Genomic DNA, 18,405 nt, shown 5'->3' with positions numbered 1-18,405 from the left:
ACCTCAGCGAGGCCATTCAGCCGCCCGGCTTCCGCCCCGCGCCGGAACCGACGGGGGGCCGACCGGCGCCCGCTCACCGTCCGCGGCGGACCGCGGTGGCCTTCCCACGCGGCGCGCGCGTTTCCACCGCCACTCCGCCGAAGGCGGTCGGCGGACCGCGCGAGAGATCGGGAGATCCGTGGCGCGGAGCGTTCACAATGGGCCGCGAGCGGCGAAGATGGGGTCATGGGATTCCATGTCGACTCCGAGGCCGGGCGGCTGCGCCGCGTCATACTGCACCGCCCCGACCTGGAGCTCAAGCGGCTCACACCCACCAACAAGGACGCCCTGCTCTTCGACGACGTCCTGTGGGTGCGCCGTGCCCGCCAGGAGCACGACGGCTTCGCCGATGTGCTGCGGGACCGCGGGGTCGAGGTGCATCTCTTCGGGGACCTGCTTAACCAGAGCCTGACCCTGCCGGACGCGCGGGCGCTGGTGCTGGACCGGGTCTTCGACGAGAAGGAGTACGGGCCGCTGGCCACCGACCACCTGCGCGCCGCCTTCGACGAGCTGACCGCTCCGGAGCTGACCGAGGCGCTGATCGGCGGCATGACCAAGCGGGAGTATCTGGAGCGGTACCCGGAGCCGATCTCCGTCCGCTTCCACGCCATGGAAGCCGATGACTTCCTGGTCAATCCGCTGCCGAACCACCTCTTCACCCGGGACGCCTCCGCGTGGGTGTACGACGGGGTGTCGATCAACGCGATGCGCTGGCCCGCCCGCTGGCACGAGACGGTGCACTACGAGGCCGTCTACCGCCATCACCCGCTCTTCGCGAAGGAGGACTTCCACGTCTGGTCGGAGGGCCAGGCCGCGTACCCCTCCACCATCGAGGGCGGCGATGTGCTGGTGCTCGGCCAAGGCGCGGTGCTGATCGGGATGAGCGAGCGGACCACTCCGCAGGCGGTGGAGATGATCGCCCACCGGCTCTTCGAGGCCGGTTCGGCCCGGACGATCGTGGCACTCGACATGCCCAAGGGGCGGGCCTTCATGCACCTGGATACCGTGATGACCATGGTGGACGGGGACACCTTCACCCAGTACGCGGGGCTGGGGATGCTCCGCTCGTACACCATCGAGCCGGGCGCGGGCAGCCAGGAACTCAAGGTCACCGACCATCCGCCGGAGCATATGCACCGCGCGATAGCCGCGGCCCTCGGCCTGGACTCCATCCGCGTGCTCACCGCGACCCAGGATGTCCACGCGGCCGAGCGCGAGCAGTGGGACGACGGCTGCAACGTGCTCGCGGTCGAGCCGGGCGTGGTGGTCGCCTACGAGCGGAACGCGACGACCAACACCCATCTGCGCAAGTGCGGGATCGAAGTCATCGACATCCCGGGCAGTGAGCTGGGCCGGGGCCGGGGCGGGCCGCGGTGCATGAGCTGTCCGGTCGAGCGGGACCCGGTGGAGCCGTAGGGCCGGAGTTTCGCCTCGAGTCGTAGGGCCACGACTCGCCCTCGAACCGTAGGGCCAGGATTCACCCACCCGTCTCCGCATATATGCAAGGCATCGTATATGCTTCCATGATTCCGGGCCGCGGCACCCCGCCGTAGCCGCTGATCCGCCACGTGTTCGCCGTGACCTAGGAGCCACCCTTATGGCGATTGACCTCACCGGCCGCCACTTCCTCAAGGAGCTGGACTTCACCGCCGACGAGTTCCGCCGCCTGATCGACCTGGCCGCCGAGCTGAAGGCGGCCAAGCGCGCGGGGACCGAGGAGCGACGGCTGCGGGGCAGGAACATCGCCCTCATCTTCGAGAAGACCTCCACCCGCACCCGCTGCGCCTTCGAGGTCGCGGCCGCCGACCAGGGTGCCTCGACGACCTATCTCGATCCGGTCGGCTCCCAGATCGGTCACAAGGAGTCGGTGCGGGACACCGCGCGGGTGCTCGGCCGGATGTACGACGCGATCGAGTACCGGGGCCATGGCCAGGGCGTCGTCGAGGAGCTCGCCGCCCACGCCGGGGTGCCCGTCTACAACGGCCTCACCGACGAGTGGCACCCCACCCAGATGCTCGCCGATGTGCTGACCATGACCGAGCACAGCGACAAGCCGCTGGATCGGGTCGCCTACGCCTACCTCGGCGACGCCCGGTACAACATGGGCAACTCCTACCTCGTCACCGGCGCCCTGCTGGGCATGGACGTCCGCATCGTCGCGCCCAGCCTGCTGTGGCCCGACAACACCATCGTGGAGCTGGCGCGGCAGCTCGCCACCACATCCGGCGCCCGGATCTCGCTCACCGAGAGCGTCGCGGAGGGCGTGCGCGGCGCGGACTTCGTCGCCACCGATGTGTGGGTGTCCATGGGCGAGCCCAAGGAGGTCTGGGACGAGCGGATAGCGCTGCTCGGGCCGTACGCGGTGACGATGGATGTGCTGCGTGCCACGGGCAACGACGCGGTGAAGTTCCTGCACTGCCTGCCGGCCTTCCACGACCTGGGCACCGACGTCGGCCGGGAGATCCACGAGCGGCACGGGCTGACCGAGCTCGAGGTCACCGACGAGGTCTTCGAGTCCGAGCACTCCGTCGTCTTCGACGAGGCGGAGAACCGGATGCACACGATCAAGGCGGTGCTGGTCGCGACGCTCGGCGCCCGGTAGCGCCCGACGGGCGGCCGTCAGCCGTCGGTGGGCGGCCCTGAGCCCTCCGTTGGGCGGCCCTCAGTCCTCCGTGGGCGGGAGGACGAACCAGACGGCCTTGCCGTAGGGGGTCGGCCGGTAGCCCGCGTCGGCGCTGAGGGTCCGGATCAGCAGCAGACCGCGTCCGCCTTCGGCGAGGCCGTCGGGTCTCTTGGGCCCCTCGGGGCGCCCCAGCGAGTCCAGCCCGCCCGGCGGATTCGGGTCCTGGTCGTGCACCTCGACCTGCCAGCCTCCGGTCGGCACCAGCTCCACCACCAGCTCTATCGGCTCGTCGCCGGTCGTGTGCCGCACCGCGTTGGCCACCAGCTCGGCCGTCAGCAGCTCCGCCGTGTCGCCGTCCACGGGCGCCCCGATGTCGGCCAGGGTGTTCCGGATCAGCGCACGCGCCAGCGGTACGGCGGCCGTCGTGTGCGGCAGGGCGAAGCGCCAGGTGGCGGCGTGGGAGGGATCGGGCACGGAAGGCGTCCAGTCGGTCGGCGTGAAGCGGAGTACCGCAGCCCTTGACGGTATGAAGCGGACGATAGTTCCGGAAGGGGCTGTGGGCCACTCTTGACGGGACCTAGGGACTGAAAGGCGCATTCACGCCATACGAGGCAAATGGGCGGCGCCGGTTGTCCGGCGGGCGGCTCCGCGCGCGGCGCGTGACGGCTTCAGCGGCGGCCGCGGTGGCGGCCGCGGCGACAGCCTCGGCGACGACTCAGCGAGGGCTTCAGGCGCGCGCCGCCCACGCCCGATCCGTGAGCCCGAGCAGCCGCTCGACCGTGGCGGCGTCCGGCAGCGGGCCGTGATCCCCGGTCACCTTGAGCGCGGACCCGGCCGTGATGTGGCCGAGTCGCAGTGCCGAGGTCAGGCCCCCGCCGCGCAGCAGCCCCGCCAGGAAACCGGCGGCGAAGGCGTCCCCCGCGCCGACCGGCTCCACCACCTCCGTGCGTGGGGCAGGCACCGTGACCTCCGGCCCGTCGCCGTCAAACGCGATCGCCTCCCGCCCGCCGTCCTTGACGACGAGCAGACGCGGACGCGGCAGCAGCTCGCGTACGCCGCTCGCGTCGAGCTCCGCGCCCCACAGGTGCTGTGCCTCGTCGAGGCCGACGAAGACGATGTCGGCGCGGTCGGCCAGATCGCGCAGGACCGTGGCGGCCGTGCCGTCCGGCCACAGCGCCGGGCGGTGGTTGACGTCGAAACTGATGGCGTGGGCGCGGTCGGCCGGAGGGGTCGCGAGCGCCCGTTCCACCAGGGCGCCGCAGGACGGGGAGAGTGCGGGCGTCACCCCCGTGAGGTGCACGAGGGCCGCCGACCCGAGTCGCGCATCGTCCAGGAGCTCGGGTCCCATCGCCGAGGCCGCCGAACCGCGCCGGTAGTAGTGGACGCGGGTGCCCGTGGGGCCGGGGTCCTTCACCAGCAGGCCGGTCGGCCGGTCGGGGTCGGTCCGTACGCCCGAGACATCGACGTTCGCCGCGGCGACGGCGGCACGCACCCGCCGGGCGAACGGGTCGTCGCCGAGGGCCGAGAGCCACACGGCGGATACGCCCAGGTCCGCGAGGTACATCGCCACGTTGGACTCCGCGCCCGCGACGGAGAGCCGCAGGCTCTCGCCGGTGTCCAGCGACCCGGGCGGTTCGGGGGCGAGCGCGGCCATCGTCTCGCCGACGCAGACCACGGTGCCGCCGGCGGGAGGCCAGGACGAGGTGGTCCGCGATGCCTCGCCACCACCGGCCGCGGCACGGCCGCCCACCGGCGGGGACGTGGCCGCGCGCGTCGCCGCGCCGCCACCGGCCACCGCACCCGGCGCGGCCGCACCCGCTCCCGTATCGCCCGTGGAACCCGACCCGCTCACACCGGGCCCCCGATCGCACCGGCCACCGGTCGGTACTCCGCCGCCGGTGGCCCCGGCACTCCCACCCGGCCCGAGAACAGGGCGCCGCGGATGCCCTCGCCCAGGCCGAGGCGGTCGGGGTGGGCGGGGCGCGGGTCCTCGGTCACCGGGTGGCCTCCTGGACGGCGGTGCGGAAGGCGCGTGCGCGGGCGCGCAGGGCGTCCGCGCTGCCGCCGTCCGCGGCGTCGCCGACGAGGGGCGAGCCGATGCCGACCGCGGTCGCCCCGGCGGCCAGGTAGGCGCGGGCCGCGGTCTCGTCGACGCCGCCGACCGGTACGAACACCTCGTGCGGGAACGGCCCCCGCAGCGCCTTGAGATAGCCGGGCCCGCCCGCCTGGGCGGCCGGGAAGATCTTCAGCCCCTCGGCGCCGAGCGCGCGTACGCCGATGATCTCGGTCGGAGTCATGACCCCGGCCAGCACCGGGAGGCCCAGTTCGCGTGCGGTGGACATCCCCTCGCCCAGGCCGGGGGTGACGGCGAAGTCGGCGCCCGCCCGGTGGGCGGCGCGGGCGTCGTCGGCGGTGAGCACGGTGCCCGCGCCGAGCGGACGGCCGGGGCCGAGGGCCTTGCGGGCCCGCTCGATGACGGTCAGGGCGCGCTCGGTGGTCAGAGACACCTCGATCAGTTCGATGCCCTCGTCGGCCAGGGTCAGTACGGTGCGCAGCGCGGCCTCGGGGTCGCTGCCGCGCACGACGGCGACCAGCCGATGGGCGGCCAGGGCGGCTCGCAGGTCCACGGGCGGAACTCCTCGCAGGCAATGGGGTGGGTTCAGGGGCAGTGGCAGGTCGCGGAGAGCGTGAGCCGCCAGCGGACCTCGCCCCGGGCGGGGACCCGCGCGGCGTCGCCGGGACCCGCGTCGGCGACGTCGAAGGCGCGGCCGAGCATCGGCTCGACCCCTGTGCTGCGGTACGGGTTCTCGGCGGGGAAACCGCCGAGGTTGCGCCACACGGCGACGGACAGCGGCTGCCCGTCGGCCTCGAGCGCGAGGGCCAGGCACCGCGTGCCGTCGTGGACGCATGCGCGCGGGGTGTCCACGACCGCGCCGACCGCGGTGCCGTCGTCCGGTCCGAACCGGTCGAGGGCCAGGCCCAGGGGTGCGGGCCAGTCGCCCTCGGCCCACGGTGCCCCGGCGGGCCAGGGCCGGTCCAGCAGCGGCGCGGCCTCCGGGAAGAGCCGCGTGCGCGCCCCCTCGCGCAGCCGCAAGGCCGCCCGCGGGGTCAGGTCGAGCAGGGCGTGGGCGGCCCAGATGAAGCGGAAGCCCGGATCGGCGCGGAGGACGTAGTCGGCCTCGGCCTCCTCGGCCGTGCCGCGGATCGTGCGCGTCAGCGCGAACCGGTCGCAGCGCACGGTTTCCGCGTCCCCTTCGCGCCGCCACGGGCGCGACCAGGCGTCCCCGTGGTCGGGGGTGCCGCGGACGGTGGGGACGCACTCCTCCACGCCGCCCGCGTCCACGAAGGCGTCCCCGGGCGACACCCGCTCCCGCTCCGGCGCCGGGCGGTGCCACAGCCATTCGTGTCCGCCCGCGCGGAGCGAGGTCCAGCGACCGCCGCGCGCGGGATCGGTGACGATCTCCAGCACGCCGTCACCACTCCGCGAAGGAGCCGTCGGGGTGCCGCCAGACCGGGTTGCGCCAGGCGTGGCCGGTGCGGTCGGCCGCGCGTACGGCCGCCTCGTCGATGCTGATGCCGAGGCCGGGGGCGTCGCCGCGCGGCGCATGGCCGGCCACGAAGCGGAACGGCTCGGGGTCGACGAGGTAGGACAGCAGATCGGCGTCCTTGTTGTAGTGGATGCCGCGGCTCTGCTCCTGGATCAGGAAGTTCGGCGTCGCGAACGCGACCTGGAGGCTGGCCGCCAGCGCGATGGGGCCGAGCGGGCAGTGCGGGGCGAGCTGGGCGCCGTAGGTCTCGGCGAGCGAGGCGATGCGATGCACCTCGGAGATGCCGCCCGCGTGGGACAGGTCGGGCTGTGCGACGGCGATGCCCGCGGCGAGGACCGGCAGGAACTCCGTACGCCCGTACAGCCGTTCACCGGTGGCGAGGGGTACCGGGCTCGCGGCGACCAGGCCGGGGAGCAGATGGCCGTGCTCGGGTACGACGGGCTCCTCCACGAACAGCGGGTGGAGGGCGGCCAGTTCGGGCAGGACGCGGCGGGCCCCGGCGGCGGTGAAGCGGCCGTGGAAGTCGACGGCCACGTCGCGGTCCGGGCCGAGCGCCTCCCGGGCGGCGGCCACCCGGTCCACGACCGCGGTGGTCTCGGCCGCGGTGGGCATCGGGGAGGTGGCCCCGGCGCCGTTCATCTTCACCGCCGTGAAACCCGCCTCGACCTGCGCGGCTATCTGCTCGGACAGCTCGGCGGGCTCGTCGCCGCCGACCCAGGCGTATACCCGGACGCGGTCGCGCACCGGGCCGCCCAGCAGGGCGTGCACCGGGGCGCCGTAGGTCTTGCCCGCGATGTCCCACAGGGCCTGGTCGAGACCGGCGACGGCGCTGGACAGCACGGGTCCGCCGCGGTAGAAGCCGCCCTTGGTGAGCACCTGCCAGTGGTCCTGGATACGCAGCGGATCCTGGCCGATCAGATAGCCGGCGAGGACGTCGACGGCCGCGCGGACCACCTCGGCGCGCCCCTCGACGACGGGCTCGCCCCAGCCGATCACGCCGTCGTCGGTCTCTACGCGGCAGAACAGCCAGCGCGGTGGCACGAGGAAGGTCTCGATACGGGTGATCTTCACTGGCGGGTGGGCCTTTCCGTGTCGTCGTGGGAGCCGCCGATCTCCTGGGAGCCGCCGGTCTCCTCGGAGCCGCCGGTCTCGGGCGAGCCGCCGATCCGGTCCAGGTCGCGACCGGCCTGGTCGAGCAGGGCCCGCATGGCGGCCTCGGCGGCCCGCGGGTCCCGCTCGCGCACGGCGTCCAGGACGGCGCGGTGGGCGGGGACCGGATCCTCGCTGTGCGGGGAGCTGTGCACGATGCGATCGCGGTAGGCGAGGCCCGACTCGATCACCATCTCCATGCGTTCGAGGAGTTCGTTGTGGGTGGCGGCGAGCAGCGCGCGGTGGAAGGCGAGGTCGGCCTCCACCGCGTGGGCGGCGTCGGAGCCGCCCTGCCCCATCGCGTCCACGGCGGCGTCCAGGGCGGCGAGGTCGGCCTCGGTGCGCCGCTCGGCGGCCAGCCGTACGGCCGCGGGCTCGATGATGCCGCGCACCTCGGCGAGGTTGCGCAGCAGCGCGCTGTCGGCGTCGGTGGTGCGGTCGCTCTCGAACTGCCAGCGCAGGACGTCGGCGTCGAGCAGGTTCCAGTCCGAACGGCTCCGTACGAAGGTGCCGCGCTTCTGCCGGGCGTCGACCATCCCCTTGGCGGCCAGGACCTTCAGCGACTCGCGCAGGGCGGTGAGGCTGACATCCAGTTCGCTCTGCAGGGCGACCAGGTCCAGGGTGGACCCCTCGGGGAGGTCGCCGCTCAGGACGCGGCGGGCGAGGGCCTCCACGGTCTGGCCGTGCACGCCGCGGCGGGCGTAGGGCGTCATGTCGTACTGCCTTTCTGGTGCGAGCTGATCGCGGTGGTCATGCGGAGGACTTGACGACGCTCCAGCCGCCGTCCACGAGAAGACTCGCACCGGTGATGTACGAGGACTCGTGGGAGCCGAGGAAGGCGATGGCCGCGGCCACCTCCTCGGGGGTGCCGAACCGCCCGGCCGCGGTCTCGGCGACGCTGCGCGCGCGGTCCTCGGGGGAGACCCGGTCCCAGGCCGCCGTCAGGATCGGGCCGGGCAGGACCGCGTTGACCCGCACCTCGGGTCCGTACTCGACGGCGAGCTGACCGCACAGGGACAGCAGCGCCCCCTTGGATGCCGCGTAGGCGGGGTGGCCGGGGATGCCCTTGTGGGCGTGGACGGACGAGGTCAGGACGACGGCTCCGCGGCGGGCGCGCAGATCGTCCAGGACGGCCCGGAAGCCGAGGAAGGCGCCGGTGAGGTTGACGGCGAGCTGCCGCTGCCAGGAAGCGAGGGACGTTTCGTGGGCGGGGGTGACGTCGACGGTGTAGGCATTGCTGACGAGCACGTCGACGGGCCCGAAGCCGCGGGCGGTGGCCGCGATCCGCCGCCAGCCCTCCTCCGTGGAGACGTCGGCGGTCACGAAGCGGGCGCGGCCGCCGTCCTCGGCGATCCGCTCGGCGACCGCCGTGCCGCGCTCCTCGGCGATGTCGGCGAGCACGACGGCGGCGCCCTCCTGGGCGAGGCGTTCGGCGGTGGCGGCGCCGATGCCGGAGGCGGCTCCGGTGACCACGGCCGTGCGGTCGGTGAAGCGGTCACCGTGGCGGCGGGGCTGTTCCATCGGGGGTCGGGCTCCTTCGCTGGACTTCGGGCGGGGGCGGGGGCTCTACTGCCGGGTCAGGACCACCAGTTCCGCGTCGTGCTCGGCGCTCCAGGCGAACGGCAGCCCGTAGTGCAGCAGATGGGCGCCGCTGTAGGTGGTCGCCGACGCGGCGTCCCGGTAGCGGGCGGCCGCGTCGAGGCCGCGCAGCCGGAGCCGGGCCGGACGTCCCGGGACGAGCGGGGCGCCGTCCAGGCGGCCGGTGCCGAGCGCGGCGACGACGGTGCGTCCGTCGGGACCGTCGTACTGCACCCCGCAGGTGGCGTCCAGCGGGCTGCCCAGGAGCCGGGCCTCGCCGAGGTGGATGACATCGCGCACCTCCTTGTAGCGGGCGATCCAGCGAGCGGCCTCGGCGCGCCGCCCGGCGTCCCAGTGGCGCAGGTCGGCGCCGATGCCCAGGACTCCGCACATGGCGGTGACGAAGCGGAAGGCGAGGCTGCGCGGACGGGGGTCGAAGACACCGGGGGCGTCGGTGACCCAGGAGCTCATCACATGCGGGGCATGGGCGTGCAGAAAGCCGTACTGGACGGCCAGCCGGTCCAGCGGCGCGGTGTTGTCGCTGGGCCAGACGACGTCGGTGCGGGCGATCGTCGCGTGGTCGACGCGTGCGCCGCCGCCCGCGCACCCCTCCACGGTGACCCGGGGGTGGGCGGTGCGCAGCCGGTCCAGGACGCGCAGATAGCCCGCGACGTGCTGGGCGTCCAGGTCGAGGCGGTCGGCGGGACCGGCGCCGGGGCGGCCGCGCTCGGTCGGCGGCCGGTTCATGTCCCACTTGAGGTAGCTGATGTCATGGCCGGTCAGCAGCCGGTCCAGGGTCGCGATGACGAAGTCCTGGACATCGGTCCGGCCCAGGTCGAGCAGGAGCTGGTGGCGCACCAGCCGGGCCGGACGGCCGTCGATCCGGTACACCCAGTCCGGGTGTTCGGCGTACAGCGCGCTGCCGGGGCTGACGGCCTCCGGCTCGATCCACAGGCCGAAGTCGAGGCCCAGGGCGCGGACGTCCGCCACGAACCGGCCGAAGCCCTCCGGGAACGCCACCGGGTCGGGGTACCAGTCGCCCAGTCCGCCGGTGTCGTCGGCGCGGCCCGTGAACCATCCGTCGTCGACCACGAACAGCTCGGCCCCGATGTCCGCCGCCGCCCTCGCCAGCTCCAGCTGCCCCGCCGCGTCGACGTCGAAGGCGGTGGCCTCCCAGGAGTTGTAGAGGACCTTGCGGGGGCGGCGCAGCCGCTCGCCGGTCAGCCGGCGTTCGTAGCGGTGCCAGACGCGGGACAGCCCGTCCAGTCCGTCGGCGCTGAACGCGCAGGCGAGCCGTGGTGTGGTGAGGGTGTCGCCGGGCGCCAGGCGCACCCGGCCCTCGTGGGGTACGCGGCCCGCGCGTATCCGCACCGCGCCGCCGGGTTCGGCCTCCACGGTGAGGTGCCAGTTGCCGGGCCACTCCAGGGCCAGGCCGTAGGCGGGGGCGTCGCCCGGGTCCGCGGCGTCCTGGACCGCGAGCCAGGGCGCGTAGGCGTGTCCGGGCACGCCCTGACGGCTGCCCATGGTGAACGTGCCCCTGGACAGGGTGAGTTGGGTGCGCTGGAACTCCTGCGACCACTGACCGGCCAGATACGTCAGCCGGGCTCCGGCGGTGACGGGGACGTTCACGGCGGCCGAGTCGAAACGCTCGAGACACAGCTCCTCGTCGCCGGTGCAGCTGAGCTCGGTCCAGCGGTGGATGACGTCGGTGCCCGGCACCGTGGCGTAGCACAGGGCCGTGCGCAGGCCGAGCACATCGTCGGTGAAGGTGAGCCGCAGACTCCCCGCCTCCTCCGCGGCCCCCTCGAACGCCCACCACACGCCGCGCTCCGCACCGGGGCGTGCGGCCACCAGGTCGGCGCCGGTGAACGGCCGCAGCCCGTACGGCAGGTACTCGGCGGGCGCCGCGTCGGCGGGGGTGATGAAGTGGGTGCGGTGCGACCAGTCCAGCGCGGAGGGGCCGGTCTCGACGCCGAGCGGGCCCCAGGCGTCGAGCTCGGCCCAGGGGCCGTCCGGGGACAGCCGCACCGTATAGCTGGTCCGGTCGGTGCGCAGCGTCCAGCGCTGGTTCGGCGTCACTTGACCGCTCCGAGGTTGAGACCGGCCACGAAGTGGCGCTGGAACCGGAGGAAGACGGCCACGGTGGGTGCCGCGGCGATGACGGACCCGGCCGCGATCACGTTCCACATCGACACGAACTGGCCCTGGAGCCCGATGAGGGCGGCGGTGATGGGCATCTTGGTGTCGCTGCGCAGCACGGTGATGGCCCACAGCAGGTCGTTGAAGATCCAGGTGAAGGACAGGGCGCTGAGCGCGGCGAGCGCCGGGCGGCTGAGCGGCAGGATGATCCGCCAGAAGATCTGCCAGGGACCGGCACCGTCGACGACGGCGGCCTGCTGGATCTCGACCGGAATGGCCCGCATGAAGCCGTACAGGACGAAGACGTAGAAGCCGACGCCGAAGCCGATCTGCACGCCGATGAGGGCGGGCAGGGTGTCGTGGACGCCCATCAGCTCGCTCAGCTTGGACACCGGGATGAGCAGGATCTGCGGCGGAAGCAGATTGCCGCCGAGCATCAGCAGCAGCAGGGAGCGGCGGAAGGGCACCTCGTAGCGGCTGAGGGCGAACGCGGCCATGGCGGCCAGGGCCAGGGTCACCAGCACGCACGGGACGGTCACGATCAGGCTGTTGATCAGAGCGCGCTGCTGGCCGCCGTCGCTCCACGCCTGCTGGAAGTTGCCGAGGGTGAAGGAGTGGGGCCGGCTGCCCAGGCCGTGGGCGGAGATGTCGTCGAAGGAGCGCAGGCTCGTCACCACGACCAGGGCGATGGGCAGCAGCCACAGAGCGGCGAGCGCCCCGGCCCCGAGGTGGAAGCCGGCGGTGGCCGCGCGGCGCCGGCGCAGGGCCGCGGAGCTGCGAAGTGCCGTCATCAGTCGGCCTCCCGGAAGGCGCGGACGAGGTAGGAGGCGATGACGCCGAAGGCCAGCACGAAGATCACGACGGCCAGGGCGGAGCCGTAGCCCAGGCGCAGGGACTGGAAGGCGGTGGAGTACATATAGGTGCTCAGCAGTTCGGACGAGTGGTAGGGGCCGCCCCGGGTCAGGGACCACACGACGTCGAAGGAGCGCAGCGAGTCGATGACGATCACGGACAGGACGACGGCGTTGACGCTGCGCAGCTGGGGCAGCGTCACATGCCGGAAGCGCTGCCACCGTCCGGTGCCGTCCACCTTGGCCGCCTCGTACAGCGCCGGGTCGATGCCCTTGAGCCCGGCCAGGTACAGCACCATCACATAGCCGACCTGGCGCCACAGCGCGGGCACGATGACCGCGTAGAGGGCGGTGTCCTGGTCGGCGAGCCAGGCGTGGCGCAGGCTGTCCAGGCCGACCGACTCCAGGAGCCGGTTGAGGACGCCGTCGGGCTGGTAGATGGCCTGCCAGACGAGCGCGGTGGCCACCAGGGAGAACACGACGGGCAGGAACAGGGCGGCGCGGTAGAAGCCCACGCCCCGGCGCTCCTGCTGGAGGAGCAGCGCGGCGCCGAGGCCGAGGAGCGCGGACAGGCCGCCGAACAGCACCAGCCACAGCACGGTGTCGACGGCCGCGGTGCGGAAGACCTCGTCGTGGGCCATCTCGGCGAAGTTGCCCAGGCCGACGAACTCGGGTGCCGACACCCCGTCCCACTTGGTCAGGGCGAGATAGAAGCCCTGGAGCGCGGGCCAGAACACCCACAGTGACTCGGCGAGCAGCGGGACGAGGAGGAAGGCGAGCACCAGCGGGGGCGTGCGCCGGGGCCCCCGGGCCCACCTGCCGCGGGGCGGGGGCGGCGCAGGGGAGGTGCGCTCGGGCGCGGTGAGGACGGCCACGTCACGCCTTCCAGACCTTCTCGGCGTCGCGCTGCCAGTCGGTGAGGATCGAACCGATGCTCTTCGGCTTGGCGAGGAACTTGGTCAGCGCGGTGTCCGCGGTGGGCTGAAGGGCGTCGCTCGAGTCGCGGTTGAAGAACTGGGTTATCTCGGCGGCCTCCTCGACGTGCTTGCGGCCCTTCTTGACCAGCGCGGTCCCGGCGTCCTCGGCGTCGGGGTGGCAGGGCAGGACCGTGCCCGACGAGCCCTTGATGTAGATCTCCTGTGCCTCGGCCGTGGCGAGGTAGCGCAGCAGCTCGAAGACCCCGTCGCGGTGTCCGGTGCGGGCGCTGGCGAAGTAGCCGTCCGTGGGCGCCTCCTCGGCGAGCGGGACCCTGGGGTCGATGACCGGGAAGCGGAAGAAGTCGATGTCGTCGAGGGCGCCCTTGGGCGCGGCGTCGGCGAAGAAGGTGCCGATGAGCATCATGCCGGTCCGGCCGGCGAGCAGGGCGGTCGTGGCGTCCTGGAAGGCGAGGGCGGTGCCGTCGGGGTCGAAGTAGGGAAGTACCTCCTGCCAGCGGTCGAAGACCTCGCGCACCTCGGGGTCGTCGAAGCGCTGCTTTCCGGCGAGGAGCCGGCGGTGGTAGTCGGCGCCGTTGACGCGGATGTTGAGGTAGTCGAACCAGGCGGAGGCCACCCACGGGGTATTGCTGCCGGCGCCGAGGCCGATCGGCGTCACGCCCTCGGCCTTCAGCTTGTCGCACAGGTCGAGGAAGTCGTCCCAGCTCTTGGGCTCCTTGACGCCCCACTTGGCGAAGTGGGACTTCCGGTAGAACATGCCCCACCAGTAGTAGGTGCTGGGCACGAAGACCTTCCTTCCGGCGGTCGAGGTGCACTGGGTGGTCAGCGCCTTGGAGTAGCGCTTGAGGTCGGGCGAGGATGACCACACCTCGCCGAGGTCGAGCAGCAGGTTCTTGCGCGCGTAGGCGTCCGCCACCGAGCCCGGGTACCAGGTGTACACATCGGGCGGGTTGGCGGAGGTCAGATAGGTGGGCAGCTGGGTGCGGAAGGTCTCGGCGGCGACGGTGTTGAGGGTGGCGCGCCCGGCGCCCTCCTTGGCGTAGGCGGCGACGAGGTCCTCCATCGCCGCCTTCGCCTGCGGCGCGGACAGGTTGGACTGGAAGGTCACCGCTCCGCCCCCGGAGGAGCTCTTGCCGGAGGAGCCGGCGGTGACACAGCCGCTGAGCAGCGCCGTGGTCCCGGCGGCGCCGAGGCCGGCGAGGAACAGCCGTCGGCTGGGGTGTGCGTGTCTCATGAAGCGCTCCTTGTGGATCCACCCGGCGGGGCCCGGCCCCGCTGACGGGGCCGGGGCGCGCTCGCGGCGGGTCCAGGTTCGCGTGGCGCTCGCACCACGTCAATATTAATTCCTAATTTATTTGAACTGGGTTCGGTGTACGGAACCATCGACCCCGCGGTACACGGCGTCGACCGCGCCGTCCGGACCCGCGACCGCCCCGAGCGCACCGTCGAACGCGGCGCCGGGGAACTCCTGCCGCTTGGTCCACCCCTGCCAGCCGCCGTTCTCGTACCGCCGCTGCCAGAGGGTGTAGTCGCCGGCCCGCGCGTACAGCACCACCGCGTCGCCCATGGCGACCAGCGTCGGGCTGCCGCTCACCGTCCCGCCGAGCGAACTCCACTCCGACCACTGCCCGGAGGCGTCGCGCGACCGCGTCCACACCTCGTCCGCCGAGGTCCGGCCGGCCACATGGATCCGCCCCCGCGCGTCCACGACGGCCGACGGCCTGCCGTACGTCGGCCGGTCGCCCGGCGCGCCGAGCGACGACCAGCCGGACGACGGCCCCCGCTGCGTGATCCGCCCATCGGCGCCGCGCGCGGTCAGCGTCCAGTGCGTCCCGTCGGTGAACGCCACCGACGGCGCGTCGGTCAGCCTCCCGCCGAGGCCCTCCCAGCCGCCCCAGCGCCCGTGCGCGAAGACCCGCCGGTACGCCCGGGAGTCGGCGCCCCGCACGAAGACGTCGATCCGCCCGCCCGCCGAGGCGTGGGCGGCGGGCTGCCCGAGGATCCGCCCGCTCGCCGGGCCGCCGAGATCCCTCGTCCGCGGCCCGCCGTCGCCGCCGTCGTCCGTGTGCTGGACGAGGGTGCCGCCCGGTCCGCGGAAGAAGGTGGTCAGCGTGTCGCCGTCGCGTACGACGGCCGGGCTCGCCGAGGTCTGCCGGCCCAGGTCCGCGCCGGGGAGGGCGTCCTCGCCGGTGAGCGTGAGGAACGCGGTGCCGTGCGCCGGCACCTCGACCGTGTACGACCCGGTGTGCGTCCCGCGGCCGGTACGCGCGCGCAGGTCGCGGACCGTGACCGGGCCGCCCAGCGCCACGTCTGAGAAGGTCACCGTGCGCTCGGCGGGCCGGTCCGAGCGGTTGAGCAGGACGACGGCGCGCCGGCCGTGGCCCGAGAGGGCCTTGCTGTAGACGTCGCCGACGGAGTCGGTGGCCACTCGCACGCCCTGGACGGCCAGCGGGTCCTGGTCGACGGCGATGATCTCCGGGTTGCGCAGCGTCCGGAGCATCGAATCGGACAGCGTGCGGGGGTCGGAGCCGATGACGAGCGGGGAGCCCATCTCGGCCCACATCACCAGCTGCGTGGTGGACTCCTCCTCCGTCAGCTCCAGCGAGCCGTCGGCCATGCGGCGCATGGGGATGAGGTAGTCGGGGTCGTTGTAGTGACCGGGCCCCTGCGCCTCGGGGTGCCAGGCGTTGGCGTCCATGGTGCGCAGCACATTGGGCCACTGGCCGGGGCTCGGGGTGCCCCAGGCGATATCGGTGCCGGTGCGCCAGGAGTCCGCGATGGTCGGGGCGTAGGCGAAGGCGTTGTGCGCGTCCTGCTCGGGCGTGTGCGGCAGGCCCCAGTCGTCGGTGAGCGGATTGCACAGGTTCAGCAGCATCCGGCGCCCGGACTTCGCGACCGCGTCGCCGAACTCCTTGAAGGCCGGGCCCGGATCGAGCTTCTCGCCGATGCCGCACAGGAAGTCGACCTTGATCGCGTCGATCTTCCAGTCCGCGAACTGCCGTGCGTCCTCGGTGTAGTGGCCACGGCTGCCGAGGCCGCAGCTCTTGCCGCCGTCGTAGGTGCCGGCGTCGGTGTAGATACCGGCCCGCAGACCGCGCTGGTGCAGAAAGGAGACGAGGGCCGGGATACCGGACGGGAAGCGGTCCGGGTGAGCCGCCAGCCGCCCCCGCGCGTCACGCGGGTCGTCGGCCTGCCAGCCACCGTCCAGCCACACGATGTCGTAACCGCTGTCGCGCAACCCGCTGCTGACGAGCCGGTCGGCGACCGACCGCACCTCCTTCTCGGTGGGCGCGCCCAGTCCGTAGTAGGTGTTCCAGCCCATGTAGGGCGTCGGGGCGAGCCCGCTCTCGTAGTAGTCGGGCGCCCCCTGGTCCACGGCGGGTGCCCCTTGGTCCATGGCGGGTGCGGCCGTGGCCGTGGGGCCCGCGGCGGTCGCCAGGACCACGGCGATCGCGGTCGCGACGGCGCCGCGGGTGAGGGTGCGGTGGCGGGGTCTCCGCGCGGGCGGGGGTGAAGTCACGTGCCTCTCCCGAGGGTTGGGAAGCAGGAGGAAGACATGACGCGGCCGCCCTCGGACAGGGCGTCGTCGGCGTCACGGCGAAGACTGTGGCCCGTGGCCGAAACCCTGTCAAGAATTATTCCTAATTTATTTAAACAGCCCTCCGCCGCGCCGAGGTCGGGCGGGACATGCCGCACGGCACCTGCGTGGAAGTGGCGGAGCTGCCCGCCGGCGCCCTGAAGGTCACCAGCCCACGGGGCCGTTCACGTCGAAGAAGCTGCCGCTGGGACCGTCCGCCGGGAGCGTGGCGGCGCGCACGACGACCTTCGCGCCTTGTGCTGGATGCTCCGTTCCGAGGTGGTTGTTCAGATCGGTGGCGACGTACCCGGGGCACACGGAGTTGATCTTAATTGGCGTATCGTTGAGTTCGACGGCGAACCATCCGGTGAGCGCATTGATGAGGGTCTTCGACGCGGGGTAGGCGAAGGCCGGAAACTGCGCCAGCGGGTTGCCCGGAGACACGAGCGTGGTGATCGACCCCACCGTGCTGCTCACATTCACGATGCGTCCGGCCCTCGCCTTCTGTACGAGCGGCAAGAATGCCTGCGTGACGCGCAGAGCCCCGTAGAAGTTCACGTCGAACGTGTGCTGGATCGTTTCCAGCCGCACCGCACCGGGAAGACCTTCACCTTCCCCGATCGCGACGCCCGCATTGTTGACCAGCACGTCCAGCGCGCCGGTTTCGTCGCCGATGTGCATTGCGGCGGCCCTGACGCTTTCCGTATCGGTCACATCGAGGCTGACAAATCGAACGTCTCCATCCTGGGAGAGTTCCTTTGCCGCGGTTTCACCTCGCCCTTGATGGCGACACCCCAGCCAGACCGTGAAGTCCTGCTGCGCGAGCTGACGTGCGGTCTCGAATCCGATGCCCTTGTTGGCGCCTGTGATAAGCGCCGTTTGCTTCGCGGTGTTCATGATCTCGATACTGCGGTACCAAAGCGGTACGATGCATCATGTGAAGTCTCCGATTCTTTATGCATCGTCCACGAATGGATCGGTGCTCGGCTCCAGCGATCCGATCGCTGATGCCATCGGCCTTCTGCGGCCCCGCACCGTGGTCGAAGCCGGCCTCCACGCCGCGGGACCGTGGGCGGTGCGTTTCGACCCGTTCCCCCACGTGAAGCTCGGCGTCGTCGTGCGTGGCGAATGCTGGCTGGCCATCGAAGGGCTCGAGCCCGTTCGGCTGAACGAGGGCGACTTCTATCTGCTGGGCAACCCTCCGCCCTACGTACTGGCCAGCTCGCCCACCGTGAAACCCCGCTCTGCGAAGCCGTTGTGGGACAGCGCTGTGAACGGCGCTGTGCGTATCGGACCCAAGGACGAGGAAGACACCTACCTGTGCGGCGGGCACTTCTCGTTCGACGACATGAACGCCTCAATCCTGATCGATGTTCTGCCGCCGCTCGTGCACGTCCATGCCGCGGATCCCCGAGGCCGGCTGCTCGCGCACCTGAGCGAACTGATGGTCGCCGAAACCGAGACCACCGCCGTCGGCGGCTCTCTGGTCCTGGACCATCTCGCACAGATCCTGTTCGTCCATATGCTGCGCGCCCACGCCGACCAATCCGGCCGGCCCACTGGCTGGCTGGGGGCGCTCAACGACGACGGCATCGGTGCCGCACTTCGCGCCATGCACGCGGACGTGGCGCACCATTGGACACTCAAAGAGCTCGCCAGTATCAGCTGCATGTCACGCTCGCTGTTCGCCGCATCCTTCAAGAAGCAGGTCGGAACCGCACCACTGACCTACTTGATCGAATGGAGAATGAGCCTTGCCCGCGATGCCCTGCGCCGCGGCACTCAATCGATCTCCGAACTGGCATTCGCGACCGGCTATGAATCCGAGAGCGCGTTCAGCACCGCATTCCGTCGCGTGGTCGGCTCCTCACCCAGACAATTTCGCGATGCCGGGCGGGTCAGGCCGCGGCCTTGAGGGCGATCACCGGCGCCCGGTTGTCGCCCGCCGGGGCCAACAGCATCATCG

The 18,405-nt window shown here is 72.3% G+C and carries 17 protein-coding genes; 3 read left to right on the top strand and 14 right to left on the bottom strand.

From position 1 onward, the window contains the following. Window positions 1–225: 225 nt before the first annotated feature. Both ACMTAK_RS15115 and argF read left to right on the top strand, forming a co-directional pair. Window positions 226–1,455, top strand: a complete 1,230-nt coding sequence (locus tag ACMTAK_RS15115; protein ID WP_413806729.1) for an arginine deiminase — start codon at window positions 226–228, stop codon at window positions 1,453–1,455. 181 nt (window positions 1,456–1,636) lie between these two features. Beyond that, window positions 1,637–2,641 carry an ornithine carbamoyltransferase gene (gene argF / locus ACMTAK_RS15110; protein WP_413806728.1) on the top strand — a complete coding sequence of 335 codons (1,005 nt, stop codon included), beginning with the start codon at window positions 1,637–1,639 and terminating at the stop codon, window positions 2,639–2,641. Between the two features lie 60 nt (window positions 2,642–2,701). On the opposite strand, the gene ACMTAK_RS15105 is transcribed toward argF, so the two are convergent. From ACMTAK_RS15105 to ACMTAK_RS15040, 14 genes are all read right to left on the bottom strand, one after another. Then, a complete protein-coding gene (locus ACMTAK_RS15105; RefSeq protein WP_413806727.1) occupies window positions 2,702–3,136 on the bottom strand; it encodes an ATP-binding protein in 435 nt (144 codons plus the stop codon). A 253-nt stretch (window positions 3,137–3,389) separates the two neighbouring features. Further along, entirely contained in the window at window positions 3,390–4,337 is a 948-nt protein-coding gene (locus ACMTAK_RS15100; protein WP_413812899.1) for a sugar kinase, read from the bottom strand. Between the two features lie 173 nt (window positions 4,338–4,510). Further along, a complete protein-coding gene (locus tag ACMTAK_RS15095; protein ID WP_413806726.1) occupies window positions 4,511–4,660 on the bottom strand; it encodes a hypothetical protein in 150 nt (49 codons plus the stop codon). After that, window positions 4,657–5,289, bottom strand: a complete 633-nt coding sequence (locus ACMTAK_RS15090; RefSeq protein ID WP_413806725.1) for a bifunctional 4-hydroxy-2-oxoglutarate aldolase/2-dehydro-3-deoxy-phosphogluconate aldolase — start codon at window positions 5,287–5,289, stop codon at window positions 4,657–4,659. The genes ACMTAK_RS15095 and ACMTAK_RS15090 overlap by 4 nt, the downstream gene beginning before the upstream one ends. 32 nt (window positions 5,290–5,321) lie before the next feature. Continuing rightward, on the bottom strand, window positions 5,322–6,131 hold the full coding sequence (locus ACMTAK_RS15085) for a hypothetical protein (protein WP_413806724.1): 810 nt from the start codon (window positions 6,129–6,131) through the stop codon (window positions 5,322–5,324). Between the two features lie 4 nt (window positions 6,132–6,135). Then, entirely contained in the window at window positions 6,136–7,281 is a 1,146-nt protein-coding gene (gene dgoD, locus ACMTAK_RS15080) for a galactonate dehydratase (RefSeq protein WP_413806723.1), read from the bottom strand. Next, window positions 7,278–8,072 (bottom strand): FadR/GntR family transcriptional regulator, encoded by a 795-nt coding sequence (locus ACMTAK_RS15075; protein ID WP_413806722.1) that lies wholly within the window; start codon window positions 8,070–8,072, stop codon window positions 7,278–7,280. Before ACMTAK_RS15075 ends, dgoD begins: the two co-directional genes overlap by 4 nt. Window positions 8,073–8,109: 37 nt before the next feature. Further along, window positions 8,110–8,880, bottom strand: coding sequence for an SDR family NAD(P)-dependent oxidoreductase (locus ACMTAK_RS15070; protein WP_413806721.1), 771 nt, complete (start codon window positions 8,878–8,880; stop codon window positions 8,110–8,112). Window positions 8,881–8,925: 45 nt separating this feature from the next. Then, the gene (locus ACMTAK_RS15065; protein WP_413806720.1) at window positions 8,926–11,016 is read right to left on the bottom strand and encodes an alpha-galactosidase; all 2,091 of its coding nucleotides are present in this window, start codon (window positions 11,014–11,016) and stop codon (window positions 8,926–8,928) included. After that, window positions 11,013–11,867: a carbohydrate ABC transporter permease gene (locus ACMTAK_RS15060; protein WP_413806719.1), complete on the bottom strand. Its 855-nt coding sequence runs from the start codon at window positions 11,865–11,867 to the stop codon at window positions 11,013–11,015. The genes ACMTAK_RS15065 and ACMTAK_RS15060 overlap by 4 nt, the downstream gene beginning before the upstream one ends. Next, window positions 11,867–12,802 carry a carbohydrate ABC transporter permease gene (locus ACMTAK_RS15055; RefSeq protein ID WP_413806718.1) on the bottom strand — a complete coding sequence of 312 codons (936 nt, stop codon included), beginning with the start codon at window positions 12,800–12,802 and terminating at the stop codon, window positions 11,867–11,869. Before ACMTAK_RS15055 ends, ACMTAK_RS15060 begins: the two co-directional genes overlap by 1 nt. Window position 12,803: 1 nt before the next feature. Continuing rightward, window positions 12,804–14,096: an ABC transporter substrate-binding protein gene (locus ACMTAK_RS15050; RefSeq protein ID WP_413806717.1), complete on the bottom strand. Its 1,293-nt coding sequence runs from the start codon at window positions 14,094–14,096 to the stop codon at window positions 12,804–12,806. Window positions 14,097–14,213: 117 nt separating this feature from the next. Further along, window positions 14,214–16,382, bottom strand: coding sequence for a glycoside hydrolase family 27 protein (locus ACMTAK_RS15045; protein WP_413806716.1), 2,169 nt, complete (start codon window positions 16,380–16,382; stop codon window positions 14,214–14,216). 222 nt (window positions 16,383–16,604) lie between these two features. Further along, window positions 16,605–17,336 (bottom strand): SDR family oxidoreductase, encoded by a 732-nt coding sequence (locus ACMTAK_RS15040; RefSeq protein WP_413806715.1) that lies wholly within the window; start codon window positions 17,334–17,336, stop codon window positions 16,605–16,607. 40 nt (window positions 17,337–17,376) lie between these two features. Between ACMTAK_RS15040 and ACMTAK_RS15035 the strand changes: the two genes are divergently transcribed. Beyond that, window positions 17,377–18,354 (top strand): AraC family transcriptional regulator, encoded by a 978-nt coding sequence (locus ACMTAK_RS15035; RefSeq protein WP_413806714.1) that lies wholly within the window; start codon window positions 17,377–17,379, stop codon window positions 18,352–18,354. Window positions 18,355–18,405 lie beyond the last annotated feature (51 nt).

This window comes from Streptomyces lacaronensis, from assembly GCF_047337785.1.
In the GTDB taxonomy this organism is placed as follows: domain Bacteria; phylum Actinomycetota; class Actinomycetes; order Streptomycetales; family Streptomycetaceae; genus Streptomyces; species Streptomyces lycopersici.
The sequence above is the reverse complement of the archived record's forward strand: the minus strand, read 5'-3'. Positions and strand labels throughout refer to the sequence as shown.

Bases quoted from the DNA above. Each gene is read 5' to 3' on its own strand.
- ACMTAK_RS15115 (WP_413806729.1), top strand. From the start codon at position 226: ATGGGATTCCATGTCGACTCCGAGGCCGGGCGGCTGCGCCGCGTCATA.
- argF (WP_413806728.1), top strand. From the start codon at position 1,637: ATGGCGATTGACCTCACCGGCCGCCACTTCCTCAAGGAGCTGGACTTC.
- ACMTAK_RS15075 (WP_413806722.1), bottom strand. From the start codon at position 8,072: ATGACGCCCTACGCCCGCCGCGGCGTGCACGGCCAGACCGTGGAGGCC.
- ACMTAK_RS15070 (WP_413806721.1), bottom strand. From the start codon at position 8,880: ATGGAACAGCCCCGCCGCCACGGTGACCGCTTCACCGACCGCACGGCC.
- ACMTAK_RS15060 (WP_413806719.1), bottom strand. From the start codon at position 11,867: ATGACGGCACTTCGCAGCTCCGCGGCCCTGCGCCGGCGCCGCGCGGCC.
- ACMTAK_RS15050 (WP_413806717.1), bottom strand. From the start codon at position 14,096: ATGAGACACGCACACCCCAGCCGACGGCTGTTCCTCGCCGGCCTCGGC.
- ACMTAK_RS15040 (WP_413806715.1), bottom strand. From the start codon at position 17,336: ATGAACACCGCGAAGCAAACGGCGCTTATCACAGGCGCCAACAAGGGC.